The sequence below is a fragment of the Bradyrhizobium sp. R2.2-H genome, from assembly GCF_004346455.1.
Classification (GTDB): domain Bacteria; phylum Pseudomonadota; class Alphaproteobacteria; order Rhizobiales; family Xanthobacteraceae; genus Bradyrhizobium; species Bradyrhizobium diversitatis.
Genome location: NZ_SMBR01000004.1, coordinates 453,287 through 480,235 on the forward strand (window position 1 = coordinate 453,287; position 26,949 = coordinate 480,235).

At 65.6% G+C, this 26,949-nt stretch carries 21 protein-coding genes and 2 pseudogenes; 12 read left to right on the forward strand and 11 right to left on the reverse strand.

The window, feature by feature from the left end:
* Positions 1-7: 7 nt before the first annotated feature.
* Both EDE08_RS13110 and EDE08_RS13115 read left to right on the forward strand, forming a co-directional pair.
* Positions 8-472: an Hsp20 family protein gene (locus EDE08_RS13110; RefSeq protein ID WP_165935900.1), complete on the forward strand. Its 465-nt coding sequence runs from the start codon at positions 8-10 to the stop codon at positions 470-472.
* Positions 473-624: 152 nt separating this feature from the next.
* Positions 625-1,395, forward strand: coding sequence for an alpha/beta fold hydrolase (locus EDE08_RS13115; protein ID WP_131869057.1), 771 nt, complete (start codon positions 625-627; stop codon positions 1,393-1,395).
* A gap of 237 nt (positions 1,396-1,632) precedes the next feature.
* Here the strand turns inward: EDE08_RS13115 and EDE08_RS38415 are convergent, their stop codons facing one another.
* Complete coding sequence (locus EDE08_RS38415) at positions 1,633-2,388, reverse strand: hypothetical protein (RefSeq protein ID WP_165935901.1); 756 nt, start codon at positions 2,386-2,388, stop codon at positions 1,633-1,635.
* A gap of 490 nt (positions 2,389-2,878) precedes the next feature.
* Here EDE08_RS38415 and gltB point away from each other — a divergent pair, with 490 nt between their 5' ends.
* Positions 2,879-7,612 carry a glutamate synthase large subunit gene (gene gltB / locus EDE08_RS13125; protein ID WP_131869055.1) on the forward strand — a complete coding sequence of 1,578 codons (4,734 nt, stop codon included), beginning with the start codon at positions 2,879-2,881 and terminating at the stop codon, positions 7,610-7,612.
* A gap of 158 nt (positions 7,613-7,770) precedes the next feature.
* Positions 7,771-9,222, forward strand: a complete 1,452-nt coding sequence (locus EDE08_RS13130) for a glutamate synthase subunit beta (RefSeq protein ID WP_131869054.1) — start codon at positions 7,771-7,773, stop codon at positions 9,220-9,222.
* Between the two features lie 165 nt (positions 9,223-9,387).
* Here EDE08_RS13130 and EDE08_RS13135 read toward each other — a convergent pair whose 3' ends face one another.
* Both EDE08_RS13135 and EDE08_RS13140 read right to left on the reverse strand, forming a co-directional pair.
* On the reverse strand, positions 9,388-9,654 hold the full coding sequence (locus EDE08_RS13135; protein ID WP_131869053.1) for a hypothetical protein: 267 nt from the start codon (positions 9,652-9,654) through the stop codon (positions 9,388-9,390).
* A 9-nt stretch (positions 9,655-9,663) separates the two neighbouring features.
* Positions 9,664-11,406: an outer membrane beta-barrel protein gene (locus EDE08_RS13140; RefSeq protein WP_131869052.1), complete on the reverse strand. Its 1,743-nt coding sequence runs from the start codon at positions 11,404-11,406 to the stop codon at positions 9,664-9,666.
* Between the two features lie 191 nt (positions 11,407-11,597).
* On the opposite strand from EDE08_RS13140, the gene EDE08_RS13145 reads away from it, so the two are divergent.
* A complete protein-coding gene (locus EDE08_RS13145) occupies positions 11,598-12,605 on the forward strand; it encodes a KpsF/GutQ family sugar-phosphate isomerase (protein ID WP_165935902.1) in 1,008 nt (335 codons plus the stop codon).
* A gap of 156 nt (positions 12,606-12,761) precedes the next feature.
* Here EDE08_RS13145 and EDE08_RS13150 read toward each other — a convergent pair.
* Positions 12,762-13,315: pseudogene (locus EDE08_RS13150) on the reverse strand (carboxymuconolactone decarboxylase family protein).
* Positions 13,316-13,398: 83 nt separating this feature from the next.
* Here EDE08_RS13150 and EDE08_RS13155 point away from each other — a divergent pair.
* Positions 13,399-13,788, forward strand: a complete 390-nt coding sequence (locus EDE08_RS13155; protein WP_061879233.1) for a winged helix-turn-helix transcriptional regulator — start codon at positions 13,399-13,401, stop codon at positions 13,786-13,788.
* Positions 13,789-13,878: 90 nt separating this feature from the next.
* Here EDE08_RS13155 and EDE08_RS13160 read toward each other — a convergent pair whose 3' ends face one another.
* From EDE08_RS13160 to hemH, 4 genes are all read right to left on the reverse strand, one after another.
* Positions 13,879-14,322: an NfeD family protein gene (locus EDE08_RS13160; protein ID WP_131869050.1), complete on the reverse strand. Its 444-nt coding sequence runs from the start codon at positions 14,320-14,322 to the stop codon at positions 13,879-13,881.
* Between the two features lie 25 nt (positions 14,323-14,347).
* On the reverse strand, positions 14,348-15,337 hold the full coding sequence (locus tag EDE08_RS13165; protein WP_061879231.1) for an SPFH domain-containing protein: 990 nt from the start codon (positions 15,335-15,337) through the stop codon (positions 14,348-14,350).
* A 226-nt stretch (positions 15,338-15,563) separates the two neighbouring features.
* On the reverse strand, positions 15,564-16,535 hold the full coding sequence (locus EDE08_RS13170) for an ABC transporter substrate-binding protein (RefSeq protein ID WP_131869049.1): 972 nt from the start codon (positions 16,533-16,535) through the stop codon (positions 15,564-15,566).
* Positions 16,536-16,545: 10 nt separating this feature from the next.
* The gene (hemH, locus tag EDE08_RS13175; RefSeq protein WP_131869048.1) at positions 16,546-17,583 is read right to left on the reverse strand and encodes a ferrochelatase; all 1,038 of its coding nucleotides are present in this window, start codon (positions 17,581-17,583) and stop codon (positions 16,546-16,548) included.
* Between the two features lie 82 nt (positions 17,584-17,665).
* Here hemH and EDE08_RS13180 point away from each other — a divergent pair.
* Positions 17,666-18,059: pseudogene (locus EDE08_RS13180) on the forward strand (MAPEG family protein).
* 40 nt (positions 18,060-18,099) lie between these two features.
* Here EDE08_RS13180 and EDE08_RS13185 read toward each other — a convergent pair.
* Genes EDE08_RS13185 through EDE08_RS13195 form a run of 3 tightly spaced genes read right to left on the reverse strand, consistent with a single transcriptional unit; the run spans position 18,100 to position 21,940 of the window.
* Entirely contained in the window at positions 18,100-19,224 is a 1,125-nt protein-coding gene (locus EDE08_RS13185) for a nickel/cobalt transporter (RefSeq protein ID WP_207912976.1), read from the reverse strand.
* A complete protein-coding gene (locus tag EDE08_RS13190; RefSeq protein ID WP_131869046.1) occupies positions 19,221-19,859 on the reverse strand; it encodes a DUF1007 family protein in 639 nt (212 codons plus the stop codon). The genes EDE08_RS13185 and EDE08_RS13190 overlap by 4 nt, the downstream gene beginning before the upstream one ends.
* Positions 19,859-21,940: a M3 family metallopeptidase gene (locus EDE08_RS13195; RefSeq protein WP_131869045.1), complete on the reverse strand. Its 2,082-nt coding sequence runs from the start codon at positions 21,938-21,940 to the stop codon at positions 19,859-19,861. The genes EDE08_RS13190 and EDE08_RS13195 overlap by 1 nt, the downstream gene beginning before the upstream one ends.
* A gap of 136 nt (positions 21,941-22,076) precedes the next feature.
* On the opposite strand from EDE08_RS13195, the gene EDE08_RS13200 reads away from it, so the two are divergent.
* The 5 genes from EDE08_RS13200 (at position 22,077) to EDE08_RS13225 (ending at position 26,913) form a co-directional block, all read left to right on the forward strand.
* Complete coding sequence (locus EDE08_RS13200; RefSeq protein WP_061879224.1) at positions 22,077-22,331, forward strand: hypothetical protein; 255 nt, start codon at positions 22,077-22,079, stop codon at positions 22,329-22,331.
* 673 nt (positions 22,332-23,004) lie between these two features.
* Entirely contained in the window at positions 23,005-24,147 is a 1,143-nt protein-coding gene (locus tag EDE08_RS13210) for a type III PLP-dependent enzyme (RefSeq protein WP_061879223.1), read from the forward strand.
* 132 nt (positions 24,148-24,279) lie between these two features.
* On the forward strand, positions 24,280-24,867 hold the full coding sequence (locus EDE08_RS13215; RefSeq protein WP_131869044.1) for a GNAT family N-acetyltransferase: 588 nt from the start codon (positions 24,280-24,282) through the stop codon (positions 24,865-24,867).
* 147 nt (positions 24,868-25,014) lie between these two features.
* Positions 25,015-25,404 (forward strand): RidA family protein, encoded by a 390-nt coding sequence (locus EDE08_RS13220; protein ID WP_131869415.1) that lies wholly within the window; start codon positions 25,015-25,017, stop codon positions 25,402-25,404.
* Positions 25,405-25,470: 66 nt separating this feature from the next.
* Positions 25,471-26,913, forward strand: a complete 1,443-nt coding sequence (locus EDE08_RS13225; protein WP_131869043.1) for a homospermidine synthase — start codon at positions 25,471-25,473, stop codon at positions 26,911-26,913.
* Positions 26,914-26,949: the final 36 nt, after the last annotated feature.

The window sequence follows — 26,949 nt, forward strand, 5'->3', positions numbered from 1 at the left end:
CTTGACCATGCGTACCTACGATCTCACCCCGTTTTATCGTTCCACCGTCGGCTTCGACCGCCTCTTCAACCTGCTCGACCAGGCCGGTTCGGACGGCAGCCCCGGTTACCCCCCGTACAACATCGAGCGTACCGGCGAGAACGCCTACCGCATCACCGTTGCGGTCTCCGGCTTCTCCAAGGATGAGCTCTCCATCGTCGCGAAGGAAAACACGCTGACGATCAAGGGCGAGAAAGTCGCCAACGAGAACAGCAAGAACGAAGTGCTGTATCGCGGCATCGCCGCGCGTGCCTTCGAGCGCGCCTTCCAGCTTGCCGACTTCGTGCAGGTGAAGGACGCTTCGCTCGAGAACGGGCTGCTTCACGTCGACCTCGTGCGCGAGATTCCCGAGGCCAAGAAGCCGCGCCAGATCGCGATCAACGCCGGCGCCAAGGCGCAGGTGATCGAGAACTCGGCCGCGCAAGCCGCCTAAACAGAACGCGACTTCCAAGTTGCGAGAGCGCCCCGGTGCCCCGGGGCGCTTTTTTTCGTTGTGCATTGCATCACAGAGCGGTGAAGCCGTGTAACGCCGCCATCGCTCCCTCCGTCCCTTGGGCATCGAACTCAAACAAGATGGAGAAGATCATGTCACTCTGGCGCAGCCTTTTCGTCGCTGCGAGCCTTCTGGCGGCTCCCCTCGGCCTTGCTCATGCGCAGACACCTGCGACGGTCAAGGCGAAGAACGTCGTGCTGGTGCACGGCGCCTGGGCCGACGGGTCGAGCTGGTCGGAGGTGATCCCGATCCTGCAGGCTGCAGGCCTGCATGTGACGGCCGTGCAGAATCCGCTGTCGTCGCTTGCGGACTCCGTCGAGGCGACCAGGCGGGCGCTGGCGGAGCAGGACGGGCCGACCGTGCTGGTCGCGCATTCCTGGGGCGGCACTGTGATCAGCCAGATCGGCACCGACCCGAAGGTCACCGGGCTCGTCTACGTCGCCGCCCGCGCGCCCGATGCGAACGAGGATTTCGTGGCGCTGTCGAAGCAGTTTCCGACCGGGCCCGCACGCGCCGGCATCGTCGAGCGCGACGGCACCACCAAGCTCTCGGAAGAGGCCTTCCTGAAATACTTCGCCAATGGCGTGAAGCCGAAGCAGGCCAGGGAGCTCTATGCGGTGCAATGGCCGACCGCGGCCTCGATCTTCGCCGGCCGCACCACGGAAGCGGCGTGGCACTCCAAGCCGAGCTGGTACGCGGTGTCCAAGAACGACTACACCATCAACCCCGATTTCGAGCGCTTCCTCGCCAAGCGCATGAACGCCACCACGATCGAGCTCGATGCCGGCCACCTCTCGCTGGTGTCGCATCCGAAGGAGGTCGCGAATCTGATCCTGGACGCGGCGGGGTATCCGCGAAGCTGAGGTGATAGCGTGAATGCAAAAGCGCCCGGCTGTTCGGGCGCTTTTGTTGTGCTCGGATCTCTCTCCATTGTCGTCCCTGCGGACGCAGGGACCCATAACCCCAGGGAGCAATTTGACGGAGACTGCTCGTCTGGGACTCGCACCTCATCCCCCCGATAGATCACGCGGTATGGGTCCCTGCCTTCGCAGGGACGACACCATTGGTGTAGCTGTCGCCACCGCGCCAAGCTCGCAGCGCTAATCCAACCCCTGCACGGCCGGCATCTCCTGCGTCGGCAGGATGGTCGGGGCAGGCTTGGCTTGGGCGACGGTTGGCGCGGCTGCATCGGCGGGCTTGGCCTGCGCGGCGGCCGCTTGCTGCGGAGGCTGGGCCTGCGGTGCTTGAGCCTGCTGCGCGACCGGCGCGGCCGGCTTCGCGGCAGCGACCGGCGTCTCGGCGCGCCGCGGGGCGGCCTTGGGCAGCGGCACGGCGCGGCTTGCCACATGCGGGATCGGAGCCGGCGGGCGCGGCGGGCCGCCGCGGATCACGGTCGGCGGCGGCAGCGCGCTTTGCGGTCCGTAAGGCGCGACCGCGCGTTCGTCATAGGCGGGCGCCATGCCGTAGGCGTCAGCGGCGGGCATGAAGCGCAAGATTCTTCCGTCGCGGGCGTCGATCACCAGCCGGCCATCGTCGCCGCGGCGGTCGATCGCCGCGATGGTATAGACGCTGCCGCGCAGGCGCGGGATGCCGAGCGGCAAGAAGCCGTTTTCGCGCAGCACCGCGTAAACCTCGGTTGACGGCAACAAGACCGGCGCCGGACCGCGTTCCTCGTAGCCATAGCCGTAACCGTAACGCGGTGGCGGCGGGGCGGCCTCCGGCGCGTAGGGTCCGTCGAAATCCGACACCGCGACGATGGCTCCCCTTGCGATACCGCTGGCGGGAACCTGGGCGTGGCCCGCACTTGCAGCCAACGCCAGCGCGGCGGCGGCCACACATCCTGTGAAAAACTTCATGGTCGAGACGCTCCTGTCAGGCCCCCCGATGGCCGCCCTCTTTCGCTTCTCGCGGCATGGCGCGCCTTCCGAAGGGTTGATCCGAAGCTTCATTGGGGATTCCGGCGCGCACGGGGCCGGATCAGGGCGCGTTTGCTTCAAAACCGGGGCCGCGCAACTTTTGGAAAGCGATTGATTGACATATCGGGAATCGGGACTTTCGCGCGCTTGTGTGCTAGACAAAAATTTGGCAAGGTGATGTTTAGGACAGGAAGACTGTCTCAATTTTGCGTGCGGTTCCGGCACAGGGATTGCAGCGAAAACCGGTGCTCTCGAGCGTCGGCAAGGTACCAGGCAAAGCCGTTCTCGGGGACGAAGAGCGCCTAGGCCTGAATTTAAGAAAATGCGGCTCGCAGCGGACGAGCGGTGGCCCAGGAGCGGGTGCCGCGGGACACCCAAGGTGCGCCGAAGTTGGCGGTGAGGCAGCTTGCCGCATGGAGAGGACAGAGCAATGAACGGGTCGCAATTCGAGCGCGCAAACATCGTGGCAGAAGAGCTGTCGGCGACGGTCGCCTCGAAAACGACCGACCCGATTCAGGAACACAATTCGCGTCCCAAAGCCGAGGGCCTCTACGATCCGAGCCTGGAGAAGGATTCCTGTGGTGTCGGCTTCATCGCCAACATCAAGGGCAAGAAGTCGCACGAGATCGTCTCGGACGCGCTGAGCATCCTCTGCAATCTCGAGCATCGCGGCGCCGTCGGTGCCGACCCGCGCGCCGGTGACGGCGCCGGCATCCTGGTGCAGATTCCGCACGCCTTCTTCGGCCGCAAGGCAAAGGAGCTCGGCTTTGCGCTGCCCAACCCGGGCGAATATGCCATTGGCGCGCTGTTCATGCCGCGCGACACCGCCTGGCGCAACGTCATCAAGAGCATCATCGCCGACCAGATCAAGGAGGAGGGCCTGACCCTGCTCGGCTGGCGCGACGTGCCGACCGACAATTCCTCGCTCGGCGTCACCGTGAAGCCGACCGAGCCCGCCTGCATGCAGGTGTTCATCGGCCGCAACGGCACCGCCAAGACCGAGGACGAGTTCGAGCGCCGGCTCTACATCCTGCGCAAGTCGATCTCGCAGGCGATCTACCAGCGCCGCGACCGCGGCCTTGCGGGCTATTATCCCTGCTCGATGTCCTGCCGCACCGTGATCTACAAGGGCATGTTCCTCGCCGACCAGCTCGGCAAGTACTATCCCGACCTGCACGAGCAGGATTTCGAGAGCGCGCTCGCCCTCGTGCACCAGCGCTTCTCGACCAACACCTTCCCGGCCTGGTCGCTGGCGCATCCCTACCGCATGATCGCGCATAACGGCGAGATCAACACGCTGCGCGGCAACGTCAACTGGATGGCAGCGCGGCAGGCCTCGGTGAGCTCCGAGCTGTACGGCAAGGACATCAACCGGCTCTGGCCGATCTCCTATGAGGGCCAGTCCGACACCGCCTGCTTCGACAACGCGCTCGAATTCCTGGTGCAGGGCGGCTACTCGCTGCCGCACGCGGTGATGATGATGATTCCGGAGGCGTGGGCCGGCAATCCCTTGATGGATGAGAAGCGCCGCGCCTTCTACGAATATCATGCCGCGCTGATGGAGCCGTGGGACGGCCCCGCCGCGATCGCCTTCACCGACGGCCGCCGGATCGGCGCCACGCTCGACCGCAACGGCCTCAGGCCCGCGCGTTATCTCGTCACCAAGGACGACCGCATCGTGATGGCGTCCGAGATGGGCGTGCTGACGATTCCCGAGGACCAGATCATCACCAAGTGGCGCTTGCAGCCGGGCAAGATGCTGCTGGTCGACCTCGAACAGGGCCGCCTGATCCCCGACGACGAGATCAAGGCCGAGCTCGCCAGGAGCCATCCCTACAAGGAGTGGCTTGAGCGGACCCAGATCGTGCTGGAGGAGTTGCCGAAGGTTGCGACCACCGGCGTGCGCTCCAACCTGTCCCTGCTCGATCGCCAGCAGGCGTTCGGCTACAGCCAGGAAGACATTACCATCCTGATGACGCCGATGGCCGCCACCGGCGAGGAAGCTGCGGGCTCAATGGGCAACGACACGCCGATCTCGGCGCTGTCGGACAAGGCCAAGCCGCTGTTCACCTACTTCAAGCAGAACTTCGCGCAGGTCACCAACCCGCCGATCGACCCGATCCGCGAGGAGCTGGTGATGAGCCTCGTCTCGATCATCGGACCGCGGCCGAACCTGTTCGACCTCCAGGGCATGGCCACGACCAAGCGCCTCGAAGTGCGCCAGCCGATCCTGACCGATGCGGACCTGGAAAAGATCCGCTCGATCTCGGAAGTGGCGGAGTCTCACTTCAAGTCGCGCACGCTGGACACCACCTTCCACGCCGGCCTCGGCGCGGCCGGCATGGACCAGGTGCTGGACGAGCTCTGCGCACGCGCCGAAAGCGCGGTGCGCGAGGGCGTCAACATCATCATCCTGTCCGACCGCATGGTCGGCACCGACCGCGTGCCGATCCCCTCGCTGCTGGCCTGCGCCGCCGTGCATCATCACCTGATCCGCACCGGCCTGCGCACCTCGGTCGGCCTCGTCGTCGAATCCGGCGAGCCGCGCGAAGTGCATCACTTTGCGTGCCTCGCCGGCTACGGCGCCGAAGCGATCAATCCCTATCTCGCGTTCGAAACCATCATCGCGATGAAGGACCGCCTGCCCGGCTCGCTCGACGACTATGAGATCGTCAAGCGCTACATCAAGTCGATCGGCAAGGGCCTGCTCAAGGTGATGTCCAAGATGGGCATCTCGACCTACCAGTCCTATTGCGGCGCGCAGATCTTCGACGCGGTCGGTCTCAAGGCCGACTTCGTCGGCAAGTTCTTCGCCGGCACGCATACCCGCGTCGAGGGCGTGGGTCTGGCCGAAATCGCGGAAGAGGCGGTGCGCCGCCATGCCGACGCGTTCGGCGAGGCGCTCGTCTACAAGAGCGCGCTCGATGTCGGCGGCGAATACGCCTATCGCAGCCGCGGCGAGGACCATGCCTGGACCGCCGAATCCGTGTCGCTGCTCCAGCACGCCGCGCGCGGCAATTCGCAGGAGCGCTATCGCGCCTTCGCCAAGATCCTCAACGAGCAGTCGGAGCGGCTGCTGACGCTGCGCGGCCTGTTCCGGATCAAGAACGCAGAGGAAGAGAAGCGAAAGCCTGTGCCGCTCGACCAGGTCGAGCCGGCCAAGGACATCGTCAAGCGCTTCGCCACGGGCGCGATGAGCTTCGGCTCGATCTCGCGCGAGGCGCACACCACGCTCGCGATCGCCATGAACCGGATCGGCGGCAAGTCGAACACCGGTGAAGGCGGCGAGGAAGCCGACCGCTTCAAGCCGATGCCGAACGGCGATTCCATGCGCTCGGCGATCAAGCAGGTCGCCTCCGGCCGCTTCGGCGTCACCACGGAGTATCTCGTCAACTCCGACATGATGCAGATCAAGATGGCGCAGGGCGCCAAGCCCGGCGAGGGCGGCCAGCTGCCCGGCCACAAGGTCGACGCGACCATCGCCAGGGTCCGGCATTCGACGCCGGGCGTCGGCCTGATCTCGCCGCCGCCGCACCACGACATCTACTCGATCGAGGACCTGGCGCAGCTGATCTACGACCTCAAGAACGTCAACCCGACGGGCGACGTCTCGGTCAAGCTCGTCTCCGAGATCGGCGTCGGCACGGTGGCGGCGGGCGTTGCCAAGGCGCGCGCCGACCATGTCACCATCGCGGGCTTCGAGGGCGGCACCGGCGCTTCGCCGCTGACCTCGATCAAGCACGCCGGCTCGCCCTGGGAGATCGGTCTCGCCGAAACCCATCAGACGCTGGTGCGCGAACGGTTGCGCAGCCGTATCGTGGTCCAGGTCGACGGTGGCTTCCGCACCGGCCGTGACGTCGTGATCGGCGCGCTGCTGGGCGCCGACGAGTTCGGCTTTGCCACTGCGCCCTTGATCGCGGCCGGCTGCATCATGATGCGCAAGTGCCATCTCAACACCTGCCCGGTCGGCGTCGCGACCCAGGACCCCGTCCTGCGCAAGCGCTTCACCGGCCAGCCCGAGCACGTGATCAACTACTTCTTCTTCGTCGCCGAGGAAGTCCGCGAGATCATGGCAAGCCTCGGCTTCCGGACCTTCAACGAGATGGTCGGCCAGGTGCAGCTGCTCGACCAGACCAAGCTGGTCGCGCACTGGAAGGCCAAGGGCCTCGATTTCTCCAAGCTCTTCGTCAAGCAGAAGGAAGAGAAGGGCCAGAAGATCTATCACTCCGAGCGCCAGAACCATCATCTCGAGGCGGTGCTCGACCGCACGCTGATCGAGCGGGCGCAGCCCGCGCTCGACCGCGGCGCGCCGGTGAAGATCGAGGCTGCGATCAACAGCACCAACCGCTCCGCCGGCGCCATGCTGTCGGGCGCGGTGGCCAAGATCTACGGCCATGCCGGCCTGCCGCACGACACGATCCATGTCAGCCTCAAGGGCACCGCCGGACAGGCCTTCGGCGCGTGGCTCGCCCACGGCGTCACCTTCGAGCTCGAGGGTGAAGGCAACGACTATGTCGGCAAGGGCCTCTCGGGCGGCAAGATCATCGTCAAGCCGCCGAAGAACTCCGCGATCGTGCCGGAAGAGAGCATCATCGTCGGCAACACCGTAATGTACGGCGCGATCGAGGGCGAATGCTACTTCCGCGGCATCGCCGGCGAACGTTTTGCCGTGCGTAACTCGGGCGCGGTCGCGGTGGTCGAAGGCGCGGGCGATCATTGCTGCGAATACATGACCGGCGGCATCGTGGTCGTGCTCGGCAAGACCGGGCGCAACTTCGCGGCCGGCATGTCCGGCGGCATTGCGTACGTGCTGGACGAGAGCGGCGACTTCGACCGGCTGTGCAACATGGCGATGGTCGAGCTCGAGCCGGTGCTGTCGGAGGAGATGATCAACGCCGACACCTATCACGCCTCGGGCGACCTCGAGGCGCACGGCCGGGTCGACGTGTTCAGGAACCTGCTCGCCTCCGACGTCGAGCGCCTGCACGTGCTGATCTCGCGCCATGCCAAGGCGACCGGTTCCAAGCGCGCCGCCGACATCCTTGCCAACTGGAAGGAATGGCTGCCCAAATTCCGCAAGGTGATGCCGGTCGAATACCGGCGCGCGCTGCGCGAGATGGCCGCCAACGCGGACGCCGAACCGAAAATCGCGATCGGGGCGTAATGAAAGCCCTCATGGTGAGGAGCGCGATAGCTGCGTCTCGAACCATGAGGTCACCATGTGGGCCTCCATCCTTCGAGACGCGGCGCGAAAGGCGCGCCGCTCCTCAGGATGAGGAGTGAGAGAACAAACGAATTTAAGCGGCAGGGACTTCGGGTTTAATGGGCAAGATCACGGGTTTTCTGGAAATCGAACGGCACGACCGCAAGTACACCCCGGTCGCCGATCGCGTGAAGCATTACAAGGAATTCGTCGTTCCGCTGTCCGAGAAGGAAGTGCGCGACCAGGCCGCGCGCTGCATGAATTGCGGCATCCCCTATTGCCACGGCACCGGCTCGGTGGCGCCCGGCACGCCAGGCTGCCCGGTCAACAACCAGATCCCGGACTGGAACGACCTCGTCTACCAGGGCAATTGGGAAGAGGCCTCGCGCAATCTGCACTCCACCAACAATTTCCCGGAGTTCACGGGGCGCATTTGTCCTGCGCCGTGCGAGGCGTCCTGCACGCTCAACATCGACGACAACCCCGTCACCATCAAGACCATCGAATGCGCGATCGTCGACCGCGCCTGGGACAATGGCTGGCTGAAGCCGGAAGTGGCGACTGAAAAGACCGGCAAGAAGGTCGCCGTGATCGGCTCGGGTCCCGCCGGCATGGCCTGCGCACAGCAGCTCGCCCGCGCCGGCCACGACGTGCACCTGTTCGAGAAGTACGCCAAGGCCGGCGGCCTGCTGCGTTACGGCATCCCCGACTTCAAGATGGAGAAGAGCGTCATCGACCGCCGCGTGGCGCAGATGGAAGCCGAAGGCGTCACCTTCCACTACAACAGCCATGTCGGCGCCGAGGGCAATGTCGATCCGCGCGAGATGCTCAACGAGTACGACGCGGTGGCGCTGACCGGCGGCGCCGAAGCCCCGCGCGACCTGCCGATCCCCGGCCGCGAGCTGTCGGGCATCCACTACGCCATGGACTTCCTGCCGCAGCAGAACCGCCGCGTCTCCGAGGAGCCGCTCGGCGGCGTCCAGGAGATTTTGGCCGGCGGCAAGCATGTCGTCGTCATCGGCGGCGGCGACACCGGATCCGACTGCATCGGCACCTCGCTGCGCCAGGGCGCGCTCTCGGTGACCCAGCTCGAGATCATGCCCGCCCCGCCCGAGCGCGAGGACAAGGGCCTGACCTGGCCGAACTGGCCGCTGAAGATGCGGACGTCCTCCAGCCAGGCCGAAGGCGCGGTGCGCGAATACGCCGTGCTGACGCAGAAGTTTTCGGGCGAGAACGGCCAAGTCAAGAAGCTGCACTGCGTGCGCGTCGACGACAAGTTCAAGCCGATTGCGGGCACCGAGTTCGAGCTCGATGCCGATCTCGTGCTGCTCGCCATGGGCTTCGTCCACCCCGTGCACGAAGGCCTCTTGAAGCTGCTCGCGGTCGAGCTCGACCCCCGCGGCAACGTCAAGGCCAACACGCTCGACTACCAGACCTCGCGCCCGAACGTGTTTTCGGCGGGCGACATGCGGAGAGGCCAGTCGCTCGTGGTCTGGGCCATCCGCGAGGGCCGGCTCTGCGCGCGGTCGATCGACACGTTCCTGATGGGGAAGACGGATCTGCCGCGCTGAGTGAGACACGCGCTGGCCGCTACAACTAAGACTGTCATCGCCCGGCTTGACCGGGCGATCCAGTATTCCAGAGAAAATTGTCATTGAAATGAGAGGCCGCGGCGTACTGGATGCCCCGGTCAAGCCGGGCCATGACAGCGGAGTGAGTGGAGAGAGCGATCGGCTTCACTCCAATACGTGCGGAAAGTAGCGCGCATCCCACTCGTCAAGCCGGAACAGCACCTTGCCGTGTTCGAGAAGCTTGTCGCTCGGCCGATAGGGGCGCGTCGAAACTTCAACGTCCGACGGGACTTCACTTGGCATCAAGTGAAAATGCTCGTTGGTCTCGCTCAGAGCCAATAGTTTCTTGACGAGAAGGTCTCGACCCTCCGGATTCAGCCATAGCTCGAATTCGCCGGCCGAATTGATATTGAGGGTAATCCGAGCTGCCATAGTGGCCCCTCAGTTCTGCAACCTCACGCCCAGCAGCACCACCGTGCCCTGCGAGCTGGCCGAGGCGATGTTCGAATCCAGGATGTCGTGGCGCAGCGTGCCCTTGACCCAGATGTTGCGGCTGAGCTTGTAGATCAGATTGCCTTCGAGCGAGTAGGTTTTGTCGTTGCGACCCTGGTTCTGGTAATCGTACGTGCCGTAGGTGAACTTGCCGACGGCGGTGAGCCAGCGGCGGAAGTCGTGGTCGACTTCGGCGGCGTAGGTGCGCACCAGGACGCCGGAGGAGCCGGGGATCGTGGTCTCGTTGATCTGCGTGTCGGTGAAGAATTTCACCGTGGTGAGGCCGCTGGCGTTCCAGATCAGCGAGCCCGTCGTGAGGAAGCCGGCGAGCTGACTGAGGCGCGGGTCGGTGTAGTTGCGCGCGGAATAGCCGACCGAGATCTCGCCGGTGAGAATGCGCGAGAACTCGAAGGACGAGCCGACCTTGGCGTAGCCGCCGTTCGAGTCGCGGAAGTAGCCGTTGCGGTCGGCGGCCTGGTCGTGGACGCGGGTGTCGCCCTCGATTTCGACGAACGGCTTCAGGCCGGGCTTGAGATCATAGGAGAAGCGCCCGACGCCGCCATACTGGTTGAAGTCGCGGTCGGTGTTGGGGAAGACCGAGCCATCGGTGAGTTTCGAATCCGTGTATGCCGTGCGATCGATCGTGGCGCCGGCGGAGACCTGGAAGCGGTTGAAGGTCTGGTCGAAGCCGATGGTCGTGCCGTAGGCGGCATAGACGGGGTATTTCTGCAGGCCGGCCTGCACGTTCGGGCTGCCGGGATTGTCGGTGGCGAGCCGCAGGCGGAGCTGCGAGAGAAGCTTGAAGTCGCGGGTGACGTCGAGCCGGCCATCGACATGGCCGGTGAAGTCGGGACGGTTGGCCTCGACCGGCGACGGCGAGGCGAGGCCGTTGATCGTCGCCGGCATGTCGTTGGTGTAGCCCGAGAACGAGCCGCGCAGATCGGCGACCAGCGCATGGCGCTCCCAATCGGACACCACGAGCAGATCGGGCGCGATCACATAGGCCGGCGAACCGACAGGCTTGTTGAGGCGCGTCGGATTGGTGTCGTAGCCCGCGGAGAGCTCGAGCCCGCCCTTGATCAGGAAGCTGCCGGCATAATCGCCGACGGCACCGAACGGATCCTCATCGGCCCTCAGGCGGCGGCGCAGCGGCTGGCCAGGCACGTTGCCCGCCATCGCCGGCGGCACCGGGACCTTGTGCGCGGTCTCGGAGGGCGGCGGCGCGATACGCGGCGGAGTGAGCGTGCGCTCCGGTGTTGCCGGCGGGGCCTTCGAGCCCGGACCGGCCGCGCGCTTCGGCTTCGGCTGGCCGGGATAGAGCTTCGGCTGCTGCCGCTTGCGGTTCAGCGAGTCGTAGCCGGAGCTGCTCGCGCCGGTCGCGGCGGGCAGGCCGTAGGTCGGGACCTGACCGATGCGCGAGGTCGCCGGCGTCTCGCGGGCCTTGCGCGGATCGGCATTGGGATCGGGCAGCGCCGGCAATGAATCCGATGGCGCCTGCGGCACGCCCGCGGTGCGGCGCGTCGGCAGCGCGTCGGGCGAGGCAAAGCCGCCGCGGTTGGGATTGAACAGGTCGGGCGTGAGGCTCTGGGCGGCCGCCGGAGCGCTTCCGAGGGCCGTCAGCGCGAGGCACGGCAAAGCTGCGCGCAGGAAATGCGCGCGTTTGCTCCGGCCATTGCCTGGAGACGGCACCACGATGGAATAACCCCAACGAAATCAAACACTTTCACGATCATCCCCACCGGCTGGCAGGAACCATCGTTAATGGAGTTAAAACAATTATGGTTAATGACCGGTTGAGGGTATCGGGGCGCTCGTCGCCTCGCTGGTCGGGGCGTGCTAAGCAGGCGCCAACGGGCGAACGCCCCTCCTCCCTGGACCAAAGCATGCCGAGTTCGAAACCGCTGATGACCGCATCATCCGGCCCCATCCCTACAAGCGTCGAATCCGCGCTCCGCACGCTGGAGACCGAGAGCGGCGGCATCAACGCGCTCGCCGCAGCCCTGCGCGGCCCACTGGGCGCGACCTTCGCGAAGGCCGTCGACCTGATCCGCAACGCCAAGGGCCGTGTCATCGTGACCGGGCTCGGCAAGTCCGGACACATGGGCCGCAAGATCGCGGCGACGCTGGCCTCGACCGGCACGCCCGCCTTCTTCGTGCACGCCGCCGAAGCCGGCCATGGCGACCTCGGCATGATCACCACCGACGACGTCATCATGGCGCTGTCCTGGTCCGGCGAGCAGCCGGAGATGAAGAACCTCGTGAACTATTCGGCGCGCTTTGCGATTCCCATGATCGCGGTGACGTCGAACGCCGCATCGTCGCTCGGACAGGCCGCCGACCTCGTCATCGAGCTGCCGAAGGCCCGCGAGGCCTGTCCGCACAATCTTGCGCCGACCACCTCGACCCTGATGCAGGCCGCGATCGGCGACGCGCTCGCGATCGCGCTGCTCGAAGGCCGCGGCTTCACGGCGCTGGAATTCGCGCATTTCCACCCCGGCGGCAAGCTGGGCGCGATGCTGAAATTCGTCCGCGACTACATGCGCACCGGCGCGGAGATTCCGGTCAAGCCCGAAGGCACCAAGATGTCGGAGGCTGTGGTCGAGATGTCGGCCAAGGGGCTCGGCTGCGTCTGCATCGTCAACGCTGCGGGCGAGGCCGTCGGCATCATCACCGATGGCGATCTGCGCCGCCACATGCGGCCCGACCTTTTGACGGTGACGGTCGATGAGATCATGACGAAGCAGCCCAAATCCGTGCCGCCCTCGATGCTCGCAACCGAGATGATCGAGGTGCTGAACACCCGCAAGATCACGACGCTGCTGGTGACGGAGGCGGGCAAGGTGGTCGGCATCGTGCATCTGCACGACCTGCTGCGCGCGGGGGTGGCGTAGGGTTTGCGCGTCATCCCGGGGCATCGCGAAGCGATGAGCCCGGGATCCATCGTGCCGCAGAGTTTGTCTCGCATGGATTCCGGGCTCGCGCCAAGTGGCGCGCCCCGGAATGACAGTGAGAGTGTGGCCCGTACCTGCCTCCCCCTCGTCATTGCGCTAGAGCGGCGCCGGAAACCGCGCCGCGTTCTCCTCCAGGGGCAGTCGCAGCCCGTTCGCCAGATACGACACGGTGCGATAGAAGCCGCACAGGAGCATGATCTCCAGGATCTGTGCCTCGTCGTAGTGCGCCGAGAGTGCGACGAATTCCTCGTCGCTCAACGTCGCGCGGTGATGTAGCGCGTCGACGGCTGCGATCAGCGCCTGCTCGCCAACTGACCAGCATGGCGATGCCGCGTCGCCCTGCACCGTCGCACGCACTTCGTCCTCGGTGAGCCTTGCCGGCCCGGCAAAGATCGCGACATGCACGCCCCATTCGTATTCGCATCCGTTCAGCAGGTGCGGTCAATGACGATCTCGCGTTGGCGCAAGGACAGCGGGCCGGGATCAAGCAGGCCGCCGGCACAAAACTTGTCCCAGGCGCGGCTGTGGCCCGCCATCACCCGGAACAGCACCAGCGGCGGCGCGCCGCGCATGATGCGGTCGAACTGCGCCTGGATCTCCGGGGGATAAGGCGGCGCGAGCGGGGCGATGCGCGGTGCGGCTTCGGACATCGCAGCAGACATGGGCCGGCTCCTATGCTACATTTATAGTAGCAATACGCTACATTATTTGTAGCACGACGCAAGAGGCGACGATGGCGAAACAGGCCGGCTCGAAGACACGCAGCGTCCGCGGCTCGCGCACCGGGCGGCCGATCATGGCGTTGCTCGACCTGCTCGGCCGGCGCTGGACCTTGCGAATATTGTGGGAGTTGCGGCACGGCCCCCTCACCTCGCGCGCGCTGCGCAGCGCCTGCGACGAGGCCTCGCCGACGGTGCTGCAAGCGCGGCTGACGGAGCTGCGCGAGGCTGGGTTCGTGGAGTTGGGTGACGGCGGCGGTTACGGGCTGACGCCGCTGGGACGGGATTTGTGCGAGACGTTCATGCCGCTGCACAGATTTGCGGAGCGGTGGAAGAACTCTTCCCCCTCTCCCCGCTTGCGGGGAGAGGGTCGGGGTGAGGGGGAGCCTCCGCGCAGACGGTGAAAGATGGACTCGCGGAGAGTCCCCCTCACCCGGATTGCATCTGCGATGCAATCCGGCCTCTCCCCGCGCGCGGGGAGAGGCGAAGAATCCTCACGCCGCAGCCACCGTCAGGTTCGCACCGTCGACCTGCACCACCTTGACCCGCGTTCCGGCCGGCGTATCGGGACCCGCAACGCGCCACACCGTGTCGCCGATACGCATGGTACCGCTGCCGTCGACGATCGGCTTCTCCAGCGTGAACTCGCGCCCCAGCAGCGCCTCGGAGCGCTTGTTGAGGAACGGGCTGGCGCTCGCATCCGGCTTCGGCCTGGCGAGGCGGCGCCACACCGGCACCGCGGCGGCGGCGAAGACCGCGAACATCACGAGCTGTAGCTGCCATGACACGACGACCGCGAACGAGATCAGGCCGACCAGCAGGGCAGCGAGCCCGAGCCAGAACAGGAAGATGCCCGGCGCCAGCACCTCCAGCGCCATCAGGAGAAAGCCGAGAATCAGCCAGTTCCAGGTTCCGAGCGAGACGAACATGTCGGTCATGATACGGCCTCTGTGGGTGATCCCGTCACTGCGGCGGCACGGTCGGCGGCGTCGGACGGGACGACGGCACCGAGCCACGGCGGGCGGCCGCGGACACCGCGCCTTCGCCGAACGTCGCCTTGGCAATCTCGCCGATGCCGGCGAGCGAGCCCAGCATGCTCATCGCTTCGACCGGAAGCATGATGACCTTCTGGTTCGGCGAGTCCGCGAGTTGCCCGAACGCCTTGATATATTTGTCGGCGATGAAATAGTTCAATGCGGCAACGTCGCCCTTGGAAATCGCCTCGCTCACCATCTGGGTGGCCTTCGCCTCGGCCTCGGCCGACCGCTCGCGTGCCTCGGCGTCGCGGAACGCCGCTTCCTTGCGGCCTTCCGCCTGGAGGATCTGGCCCTGCTTGGCGCCCTCGGCGCGCAGGATCTCCGACTGGCGCTGGCCTTCGGCGGCGAGGATGTCAGCGCGCTTGACCCGCTCGGCCTTCATCTGCCGGCCCATGGCCTCGACCAGGTCAGCGGGAGGCACGATGTCCTTGATCTCGATGCGGTTGACCTTGACGCCCCAGGGCGAGACCGCGGCGTCGACGACGCGCAAGAGGCGCTCGTTGATCTCGTCGCGATGCGACAGCACCTGGTCGAGGTCCATCGAACCCATCACCGACCGGATGTTGGTCATGGTGAGGACCGTGATCCCCTGGTTGAGGTTGGAAACCTCGTAGCTGGCTTTCGCGGCATCGAACACCTGGTAGAAGGCGACGCCGTCGACCGTCACGGTGGCGTTGTCCTTGGTGATCACCTCCTGCTCTGGAATGTCGATCACCTGCTCCATCATGTTGATCTTGCGCCCGACGCGATCGAAATAGGGCACGATCAGATTGAGGCCGGGGCTCAGCGTCTGCGTGTATTTGCCGAACCGCTCGATGGTCCAGTCATAGCCCTGCGGCACCGTCTTCACGCCGGCCACCAGCGTGACGATGACGAGCAACACCAGAACAATAGCGAAAATGTCGAAACCGCTCATATCTCCTCCAAGCCGGGAAAAAGCCCTTTCCGGCGCTGTCATTGGTCGGCATCACGATCCTACCGGTTCAGCGGTCGCGCGTAACGTCGATATGGGCGCGATTCTGCACAAGTGGCGCGGAGAGGGAATGCTCGCGAGATGTATTTGCGACAGGCTCTTGAAAGCGAGCGGCGCCCCCACCGACAGATAGCAACGCATCCGGCCATGCCGTTCGCAGTGGGCGGCGTCATTCGATGACGTCGTTCGCGATTGCCAGGAGGCCTTCAGAAAGCGTGATGCCAAGCTCATTGGCCGCCTTCAGGTTGATCGTCAGCTCGAACTTTGTGGGGTTCTGGACCGGGAGGTCGGCCGCCTGCGCACCCCTGAGGATGCGGTCGATGTAGTCCGCCGCGCGCCGGAGCTGCTCGGCGCTGTCGGTGCTGTAGGACATCAGCCCGCCCTCGTCCACGAAGGTCCGGCTCCAGAATACCGCGGGTACGCGCGCCTGTGCGATCGCCGAGAGCAGCTGCGCACGGTTGGCCATGGTGAAGAAGTCCGGCAGGACCAGGATGGCGTCGTCCTTCCGCGAAGCCAGCGCCCCGATCGAGGCGGCGTCATGGACCGGCGCGGGCTCGACCGTCACGTGCAGCGTCCGTGCGGCATCCTCGATGGTGCGGAGCATCAGGGGCGCGAACGGCGCGGTGGCGGGATTGTAGACGACGAGCACGCGGCGGACGGGTGGCGTGACCTGGGTCAGCATCTCCAGCCATTTGCCGGCGAGCGGACCGTCATAATCGGTGAAGCCGGTGATGTTGCCGCCGGGATGCGCGAGATTTTCGACAAAGCCCTGGCTGACGGGATCGGTGACGACGGCGAACACGATCGGGATCGTCGTGGTGCGCCGGCGCAGCTCCTCGACCGAGGGCGTGCCGACCGCGAGCATGATGTCGGGCTTGAGCGCGATCAGCTCGTCCGCAAGCTGCGCGATGCGGGCGCGGTCGCCGCCGCCGCTGCGCCAGTCGATCTTGAGGTCGCGCTCCTTCCAGCCGAGGCCGGCGAGCGCCTCGACCAGGATCGTGCTGCGGGCCTGCCCGATCGCGTCGGCGGCGGCCGTGACCGAGAGCACGCCGAGCCGCCGCGTCGCGCGCGGCTGCCCCAGCACCGGGGCCGGCAGCGCCACGATCATCCCGAGAAGCGCCAGGAACTCACGGCGGTTCATGGGGCGCCCATCAGATCCAGCCCTGAAGCTCGCGCAGCACCAGGGTGCGGATCACGTCCATGCCGGGTTCGCTATCGTTGAGGCACGGGATCGTGGAAAACTGCTCGCCGCCATTGTGCTTGAAGATCTCGGCATTCTCCTGCGCGATCTCCTCCAGCGTCTCCAGGCAATCGGCGGAAAAGCCCGGCGTCACCACTGCGATGCGGCGCACGCCTTCCCTGGCGAGCCGCTCCATGGTCTTGTCGGTGTAGGGCTGGAGCCACTCGTCATTGCCGAAGCGCGACTGGAAGGTCAGCAGCAGCTTCGTGTCGTCCATGCCGAGCCGGCGGCGCAGCGCCTCTGTCGTGGCAATGCAGTGCTGCTGATAGGGATCGCCCTTCTCGACATAGGATTTCGGCATGCCGTGGAAGGACGCCACGATCAGCTCCGGCTTGAAGGACAGCGTCGCCAGATGCGCTTCGATCGAGGTCGCGAGCGCCTCGATATAGGCCGCATCTTCATAGTAGGGCGGCGTCACCCGCAGCGTCGGCTGGTTGCGCAGGCGGGCCAGCACGCGGAACACTTCGTCGCAGACGGTCGCCGAGGTCGAGGCGGAATATTGCGGATAGAGCGGCACGGCCAGAATGCGCTCGCACCCCTTCGCGATCAGCGCGTCGATGCCCGCTTTGATCGAGGGATTGCCGTAGCGCATCGCCCAGTCGACAACGACGTGGCCGCGGTCCGACAAGGCGGCTGCAAGCTTGTCGCTTTGCGAGCGCGTGATGGTTTTCAGCGGCGACTCGTTCCGCTCGGTGTTCCAGATCTTCTGATAGTCCAACGCCTTGGTGCGGGGACGGCTGCGCAGGATGATCCCGTTCAGCACCAGCTTCCAGATCAGGCCCTGGTCCTCGATGACGCGGGCGTCACTGAGGAACTCCTTGAGGTAGACCCGTACGCCCGGCGCATCGGCGGTGTCAGGCGTTCCGAGATTGATCAGGAGCACGCCAACACGCGGCAAGGTGGACTGGGTGGCCGGTCTCGCGGTCTCGATGGGGACGACACTGGTCATGGCTCTGTGGGTCGCGCGTTGGTCCGAACTTGTCAAGATGAGCCGGGGTTCGCTAGGGTCGCACCCAAGCGGGGGAGGCAAGATGACGCTCGCGGAATGGTGCGTATTCGGAGCGCTGCTGCTGTATCTGGCAACGATCGCCTCGGTCAAATGGATCAGGTTTCGCCGCTTCGACAATTCCCGGCCGCGCGATCCCGCCTTTTATGAGGACGCCCTCTCGCAGCGCGCACTCGGGGCGCACCAGAACGGTATCGAGAGCTTTCCGTTTTTCGCCTTCGCGGTGCTGCTTGCCGAATACCGGGACTCGCCGCAGCGCCTGATCGACGAGCTCGCGGCGCTGTTCCTGATCGTGCGCCTCGCCTATGTGCTGACCTATCTCGGCAACCGCCCGACCCTCGATCCTCTGGAGCATCGGCTTTGCGATCAACCTCGGGATCTTCTTCATGCCTGCGTTGAAGCGGTTCCTGCCGGTGTGAGCTTCTCTTCTTCCTTCTTCCTGTGGGAGAGGGGAAGAACTCAGAAACAGGTGGTCCGTTCGGCGGCGATGTAGCCGAACAGCAGGCCGACACCGAACAGCAGCACGAGGCCGGCGGCGCCGAACTCGATGCCGCGCATGAAGAGCGCACCGCCGCCGTCACGCCCGGCGCTGAGGCGGGCGGCGATGTCCTTGGCGGAGACGGCGACGATTGCGATGGCCGCGACCGTGATCGCGGTGCCGAGACCCATCAGAAAGGTTGCGGCGACGCCGGCCCAGAACAGGCCCTGGGCCAGTGCGAACACCAGGACCAGGATCGCACCCGAGCACGGGCGGATGCCGACGGTCAGGATCGCGGCGAACCCGCGCCGCCAGCCACCGGGGCCAGCCAGCTCGCTGGGGGTGGGGCCGTGGGAATGGCCGCAATGCTCGTCATGGACGTGACCATGGCCGTGGTCATGGTGAGCGTGGCTGTGGCCATGGTGGTGATCATGCCCGTGATCGTGGTCATGATGAGCATGGGCCTCACGATGATGGTGATGATCGTGATCATGATGGTGCGGCACGCCCGCAATCGCCGGCACCGGCTGGGCGGCCTGAAGCGCGCGGATGAAAGTGCCGCCCTTGACCCAGACCAGGCGCAGGCCGAACAGCGCGATCAGGGCGTAGCTTGCGATCTCGATCACCCCTTCCGCCTTGCACATGGTCTTTGCGGTCGCATTCAGGATCCAGGCCGAAATGCCGACGATGAGGATCGCCACCAGCGACTGCATCAGGGCCGAGGCAAAGGACAGCGCAATGCCGCGCCGCGCGGTCTCGCGGTTGGCGACCAGGTAGGAGGCGATCACCGCCTTGCCGTGGCCGGGACCGGCGGCGTGAAAGATGCCATAGGCAAACGAGATGAACAGCAGCGTCCACACCGCCGATCCGTCCGACTTCGCGGCCCGGATGGTCGCCGACATCTGCCGATAGAATTCCGACTGCTTTGCCAGCAGCCAGCCGATGACGCCGCCGGCTTCAGGCTGGGCCGCCTGCGCCGGTCGCGGCGCGCCGAACGGATTTTGCGCGAGCAGATCATGGAGCGCGGCATCGGCCACGCCCACGACCAGCAGAACGGCGGTGCAGGCGAGCAGCCCGCGCGCGAGCGGAGAGAGTTGCGGCTTCAAGGGCAATCCACCGTGATCTTGTTGGCGAACATCATGCCGAAATTCGAGTTCTCGCCGTTCAGGAAGGTCTGCTCGTTCAGCTTCTGCGCGCTCGCGGTGCCGTCGTTCGGCCGCTCCAGCTTCATCTGGCAGCCCGCAGGCGCGCCGACCAGCTTGACCGGATTGTCCTTGGCCATCTGGAAGTCGATGAAGAAGGAGCGGTCGAACACTTCGAGCACCAATTGCTTGGGCTTGACCGGGTTCTTCAGCGGCAGCGTGAAGTGCAGGGTCAGCACCGTGTCCTTGTAGTCGAGGAAGTAGTCGACCGGCTCCTGGAATCTTTCCTTCTTGCCGTCGGCTCGCGCAAAGGTGAAGTAGGCGTATTCCTTCAGCGACTCGACATTGGTCTGCGCCAGCGGCGTCAGCTCCTCGCGCGTATAGGTGCCCTTGGTCTTGCTCTCGAGCCCCTGCACCGCATAGGCCGAGAACATGTCGTCGAAGGTCCATGCATGGCGCACGCCGGTGATGCTGCCGTCCGCCGCGTAGAGCAGCTCGCTGGTCGCGGTGATCCAGACATGCGGATGCGCCTGCGCCGCTCCCGCCGCAAGCGTGAGAATGGCGGCGAGCAGCCATCCGAACAGGCGGCGCATGCCCATCAGGCCGCCTTTGCGTCGTCGAGCAGGCCGCGCCGGCGGAGCAGCGCGTCGGGCTCGGGCGGGCGGCCGCGGAAGGCCTCGTAGGCAGCTTCGGGATCGACCGATCCGCCGCTCGAATAGATGTCGTCGTGCAGGCGTTTGGCCACGGCAGGATCGAAGATGTCGCCGGCCTCCTCGAAGGCGCCGAAGGCGTCGGCGTCCATCACCTCCGACCACATGTAGCTGTAATAGCCCGCGGCATAATGATCGCCGGTGAAGATGTGGCCGAACTGCGTCGGCCGGTGCCGCAGCGCGATCTCCTCGGGCATCCCGATCTTCTCCAGCTCGCGTCTCTCGAAGGCGCGGACATCCTGCGCGGCAGCGGCCGGCTGGGTGTGGAATTCGAGGTCGACCAGCGCCGAGGACACGAACTCGACCGTGGCAAAGCCCTGATTGAATTTTCGCGCGGCAAGGAACCGTTGCAGCAGCTCGTCCGGCAGCGGCTCGCCGGTCTGGTAATGGCGGGCGAACTTCTGCAGCACCTCGGGCCGCTCCTGCCAGTGCTCGTAGAGCTGCGACGGCAGCTCGACGAAGTCGGTGAAAACGGACGTGCCCGACAGCGAGGGGTAGGTCACGTTGGAGAGCATGCCGTGCAGGCCGTGGCCGAACTCGTGGAACAGGGTGCGGGCATCGTCGGGCGACAGCAGCGAAGGCTCGCCGCCGGCCCCCTTGGCAAAATTACAGATGTTGAGAACGAGCGGCGCGACATCGCCGTCGAGCTTCTGCTGGTCGCGCAGCGACGTCATCCAGGCGCCGGAGCGCTTCGAGGGCCGGGCGAAGTAGTCGCCATAGAACAGCGCCTTGTGCTTGCCGTCCCTGCCCTTCATCTCCCAGACCCGGACATCCGGGTGCCAGACCGGAACATCCTTGCGCTCCTCGAAGGTGACGCCGAACAGGCGTGTGGCGCAGTCGAAGGCGGCGGCGATCATGTTGTCGAGCGCAAGATAAGGCTTGATCGCGGCGTCGTCGAAATTGGCGCGCTGAAGGCGCAGCTTCTCGGCATAGAAGCGCCAGTCCCAGGGCGCGAGCTTGAAATTGCCGCCCTCTTCCGTGATCAGCGCCTGCATCTCGTCGCGGTCCGCGAGCGCGCGGGCCCGCGCCGGCTTCCACACCCGCTCCAACAGGCTCCGCACCGCATCCGGCGTCTTGGCCATGGAGTCCTCGAGCCGGTAGGCGGCGTAGGTCGGGTAGCCCAGGAGCCTGGCGCTCTCCTCGCGCAGCCTCAGGATCTCGACGATGGTCGCGTTGTTGTCGTTGGCGTTGCCGTTGTCGCCGCGCGCGATGAAGGCCTTGTAGACCTTCTCGCGGAGGTCACGCCGCGCCGAGCTCTTCAGGAACTGCTCGACCGAGGAGCGCGACAGCGTGACGATGGCCTTGCCCTGCATGCCGCGCTCTTCTGCCGCGGCCTTGGCGCTGGCGACAAAGCTCTCCGGCAGGCCCTGGCGGTCGGCCTCCGCCAACTCCATGAACCACTCCTGCTCGTCCCCGAGCAGATGGTGGCTGAAGCCGGTGCCGAGCTGGGCCAGCCTCTCGTTGATCTCGGCCATCCGCGCCTTGGCCTCCTCCGAGAGACCGGCGCCAGAGCGGTGGAAGCGGGTGTAGGTGCGCTCGAGCAGGCGAAGCTGCTCGGGCATGAGCCCAAGATTGGCGCGGTTCTCGTGCAGCTGGGCGATGCGGCCGAACAGCACGGCGTTCATCATGATCGGATTCCAGTGCCGCGCCATCCGCAACGAGACCTCCTTGTCGATCTCCAGGATGGCCGGGTTGGAATGCGCCGAGACGAGGTCGTAGAAGACCGCCGCGACCTTGCTCAGCAGCTTGCCCGAACGCTCCAGCGCCGTGATGGTGTTGGCGAAGTCGGGCACCGCCGGATCGTTGATGATCGCCGCGATCTCGGCGGAGTGGTCGGCGAAGGCCTGCTCGAACGCCGGAAGGAAGTGCTCCGGCTTGATCTCGTCGAAGGGCGGGGTCGCAAACGGCGTCGTCCAGGCCTTCAGGAGCGGGTTGGTCTCGGCGTCCGTAGTTTGGCGGGTTTCTGACATCACAAGTCCCGAATTCGTGGCTCGATTGTTGCGGCCAGCTATAGCACGCGATGGGGCTTTTTTGGGCCATTTGCCCTTGCTCCCGGCCTCCTTTTCGGGGAGATTGCGCCCCTTCGAAGCTACGGACCCTGAGCTCATGAACGCGCCTTCCTCATCTTCCCGTCAGATCGCCTGGCCGAGCGTCATCACCGTCATCAGCGCTGCCATCCTGATCGGCGCCGAGGTGTTCGGCGGGGCCTTTGCCGGCGGCTGGGCGCTGGCGATCCTGTTCGGGCTCGGCGACCAGGGCGCCCACATCCTCCAGGCCGTGCTGTTCGCTCTCGGCGTGCTCGTGATGACCGCCTTCGTCCGCGGCGCTCGACGCATCGAGCCCTTCACGAAGCGCCGCTGAAGCTTCTCTCGCGCCAGCAACACGCGCAGGGCCTGCGAAAACTTAACGCGCATTCATCTTCCGCGTCGCTCGCGCCACACTGCGCAAGCAGATGTTAGGCAATTCTGTTTTCAGCCTAAAAAAATTCTTGCGAACCAGAGTCAAAACACTTATGTGCGGACTTGCCCAATTTCGCACGTGCCTGTGGTCGTGTGTCAGTCGGTAGGTATCCGGACAAGAGGCCGGACAGCCGCCAAGGGGTGAAGAAGCCGAGGGGCTCTTCGGAAGTGCGGAAGTCCGGACCGAAAGGTCGAGCGACCGAAGCAAACCCGAAGCGCCCAGCATCTCTCTCAAAGGGATGCCATGTCGAAGGTGACTTCGCTCTTTGCAACCGTGACTGGCAGCCGGAGGCGAACCGGCGCACCCCGCTCTCAACGGGGGACGCGACTTAAAGCAACGACGGATCGGGCTTTTTTGGTCTCTACCGGCAGTCCAACGCCGGCGCGGGCTACTGAAAAGGCTTGTCCTTCATTGCCAGGTGTGCGGGCGGGAACACTCCCAACCAATCCACGGCAGCACAGTCTGGTTTGAGTCTTTTGGCTTCGTCGCGCCTCCATCGCGCGATCCGGCCAGAGCACTCCTATCCGACGTCATGTTTTGAACGGGCCCGTCGCTGGGCCGTTTGGAGAGTGCCATGACCGAACGTATCCAGGAATTCCTGCGCAACCGCCGCAAGGATGGCCTCGACACCGAGCCGTGCCTCGTCGTCGACCTCGAGGTCGTGCGCGACAATTATCAGAGCTTCGCCAAGGCGCTGCCCGACAGCCGCGTGTTCTACGCCGTCAAGGCGAACCCGGCGCCGGAAGTGCTGGCCCTGCTCGCCTCCATGGGCTCCTGCTTCGACACCGCGACCGTCGCCGAGATCGAGATGGCGCTGGCCGCGGGTGCGACGCCCGACCGCATCTCCTTCGGCAACACGATCAAGAAGGAGCGCGACATCGCGCGCGCCTTCGCGCTCGGCATCCGGCTGTTCGCCGTGGACTGCGCCGCCGAGGTCGAGAAGGTCGCACGTGCCGCCCCGGGCGCGAAGGTGTTCTGCCGCATCCTCTATGACTGCGCCGGCGCCGAGTGGCCGCTGTCGCGCAAGTTCGGCTGCGACCCGGAGATGGCCGTCGAGGTGCTCGACCTCGCCAAGCGCCAGGGGCTGGAGCCGTGCGGCATCTCGTTCCATGTCGGCTCGCAGCAGCGCAAGGTGAAGGCGTGGGACCGCGCGCTGGCGATGGCCTCGCAGGTGTTCCGCGACTGCGCCGAGCGCGGCATCAACCTGTCCATGGTCAACATGGGCGGCGGCTTCCCGACCAGGTACCTGAAGGACGTGCCGCCGGTGGTGACCTACGGCCGCTCGATCTTCCGCGCGCTGCGCAAGCACTTCGGCAACCAGATCCCGGAGACCATCATCGAGCCGGGCCGCGGCATGGTGGGCAACGCCGGCATCATCGAATCCGAGGTCGTGCTCATCTCGAAGAAGAGCGACGAGGACGAGGTCCGCTGGGTGTACCTGGACATCGGCAAGTTCGGCGGTCTCGCCGAGACCATGGACGAGTCGATCCGCTACGCCATCCGCACCCGTCACGACGGCGCGGACATGACGCCGTGCGTGCTCGCAGGTCCGACCTGCGACAGCGCCGACGTGCTGTACGAGAAGAACCCGTATCCGCTTCCCGTCACGCTCGAGATCGGCGACAAGGTGCTGATCGAAGGAACCGGGGCCTATACGTCGACCTACTCGTCGGTGGCGTTCAACGGCATCCCGCCGCTGAGGACGTACCACATCTGATCCGCCTCTCTGTTCTAGAGGCCTGACGAACCCGGGAGCCGGTCCGCCGGCTCCTTTCCTGACATTGCCATTCTGACGACGCGCGAATCCGCGTGCCCCTGGCGCACGGATTCGAGCGAGGACTGACGTGCCATGACTGCTCCTCGAAAGCCACAGATCGCCCTCACCTCGAAAGCCGCTCCGTTCGTGATCCGTGCGGAACGTGCTGGAGACGTCGCGATGCGTGAGGCGCTGCTCGATGCCTGCTTTGGCGAGAACCGCCACGGCCGCACCTGCCAGCGCCTGCGCGACGGGCGCGCACCCGCCTCAGGCCTTGCCCTGACGGCGGTGCGCGAGGGCAAGCTCGTGGGAACCGTGCGGCTGTGGCATGTCAGCGCCGGAGGCAGGCCCGCTCTGGTCCTCGGACCGCTGGCGGTGGACCCTGCCTGCCGCGAGCTCGGGATTGGCGCCGCGCTGATGCATCAAGCGCTGGCCGCCGCCCGGGCGCGCGGGCATGGCGCCGTGATCCTGCTCGGCGACGCGCCCTATTACGCTCGCTTCGGCTTCTCGGGGGAGAAGACGGCCGAACTCGCGCTGCCCGGCCCGTTCGAGCGCGACCGCCTGCTGGCGATCGAGTTCGACGACGGTGCGCTGGACGGCGCCGCCGGGATGATCGTGCCGACCGGCGCGGCGCTGCCCAAACGGAGGTCGGTTCGTGCAGCGGTGGCACACGCGGCCTAAGGGACCGCCTTCATCGCGACGACCCAAGCCGCATTGAGCGGCAGCGCCCGGCCGCGCCTGCGCCAAGCCCCTTCCTTGGGGGTTGCGCAGGCGCCGGAAACGCCCTTTAACCCCACGAAAATCCCCTTTCAGTCGAGGCCCATGACCATGTCCCGTCGCCTGATTTCCACCGGCTCTCCGTTCGAGAAGACCGCCGGCTATAGCCGCGCGGTGATCGACGGCGACTTCGCCTTCGTCGCGGGCACCACTGGCTATGACTACGCCACGATGACCATGCCCGCCGATGTCACGAGCCAGTCACGCAACTGCTTCAAGACCATCGCAGCCGCCCTGAAGGAGGGCGGATTCGAGATGGCCGATATCGTTCGTGCAACCTACTACGTCACCGACGCCAGCACCATCGATGCCCACTTCGCCGTCTGCGGCGAGGTTCTCGGCGAGATCAGGCCGGCCGCGACCTTGCTGGTCGTCAGCGCCCTCGCCAAGCCCGAGATGAAGGTCGAGATCGAAGTCACCGCCAAGCGCCGCGGCGTCTAAAAAGCGCCGCAGCGCCTGATCCACCCCACCCTTTTGTCTGCCAGCACTTTCCGGAGAAACCATCCCATGAGCCCCGCCTCGCAGATCTACGCGAAGATCACCGGTCCCATCGTCATGGTCGGCTTCGGCTCCATCGGCAAAGGCACATTGCCGTTGATCGAGCGGCACCTCGACTACGACAAGTCGCGCATCACCGTGCTCGATCCCAAGGACGAGGGTCGCAAGGCGCTTTGCGAGAAGCACAATGTCAGGTTCATCCAGAAGGGCCTGACCAAGGACAATTATCGCGAGGTGCTGACCCCGCTGCTCACCGAGGGCGGCGGCCAGGGTTTTTGCGTCAATCTGTCGGTCGACACCGGCTCGACCGACATCATGGAGCTCTGCAACGAACTCGGCGCTCTCTATATCGACACCGTCAACGAGCCTTGGCTCGGCTTCTACTTCGATGCGTCGAAGGGCCCGGAAGCGCGCTCGAACTACGCCCTTCGCGAAGTGACGCTGGCCGCCAAGAAGGCGCGCCCGGCGGGCTCGACGACGGCCGTCTCCTGCTGCGGCGCCAATCCCGGCATGGTCTCATTCTTCGTCAAGCAGGCGCTGCTCAATGTTGCCGCCGACCTGAAGCTCAATGCCCCCCGGCCGAAGACCAAGGGAGAATGGGCGGATCTGATGCGGCAGGCCGGTATCAAGGGCATCCATATTGCCGAACGCGACACCCAGCGCTCCAAGTCGCCGAAAGAGCCTGATGTCTTCGTCAACACCTGGTCGGTGGAAGGTTTCCTGTCGGAAGGCGTGCAGCCGTCCGAGCTCGGTTGGGGCACCCATGAAAAATGGATGCCCGAGAATGCACATGGCCACGAGGTCGGCTGTGGCGCCGCCATCTACCTGATGCAGCCCGGCGCCAACACGCGCGTGCGCACCTGGTGCCCGACCCGCGGCGCGCAATATGGCTTCCTCGTCACCCACAACGAGTCGATCTCGATCGCGGACTACTTCACCGTGCGCGATGCATCCGGTACGGCGGTCTATCGGCCGACCTGCCACTACGCCTACCATCCGGCTGACGATGCCGTGCTGTCGCTGCATGAAATGTTCGGCCGCGCCGGGAAGATGCAGGAAAAGCACCATATCCTCGACGAGAACGAGATCGTCGACGGCATCGACGAGCTCGGCGTGCTGCTATTCGGCCATGACAAGAACGCCTACTGGTTCGGCTCGCAGCTCTCCATCGAAGAGACCCGCAAGCTCGCGCCCTATCAGAACGCCACCGGCCTGCAAGTGACCTCCGCCGTGCTCGGCGGCATGGTGTGGGCGCTGGAGAACCCGAACGAAGGCATCGTCGAAGCCGACGAGATGGATTTCGATCGCCTGCTCGAAATCCAGATGCCCTATCTCGGCCCGGTGAAGGGCTTCTACACCGACTGGACGCCGCTGACGGATCGTCCGGGACTGTTTCCGGAGGACATCGACACCAGTGATCCCTGGCAGTTCCGGAACGTTCTGGTGCGGTGAGGGGCGACGCGTCCCGCCTCGCCCACAACTGTCATG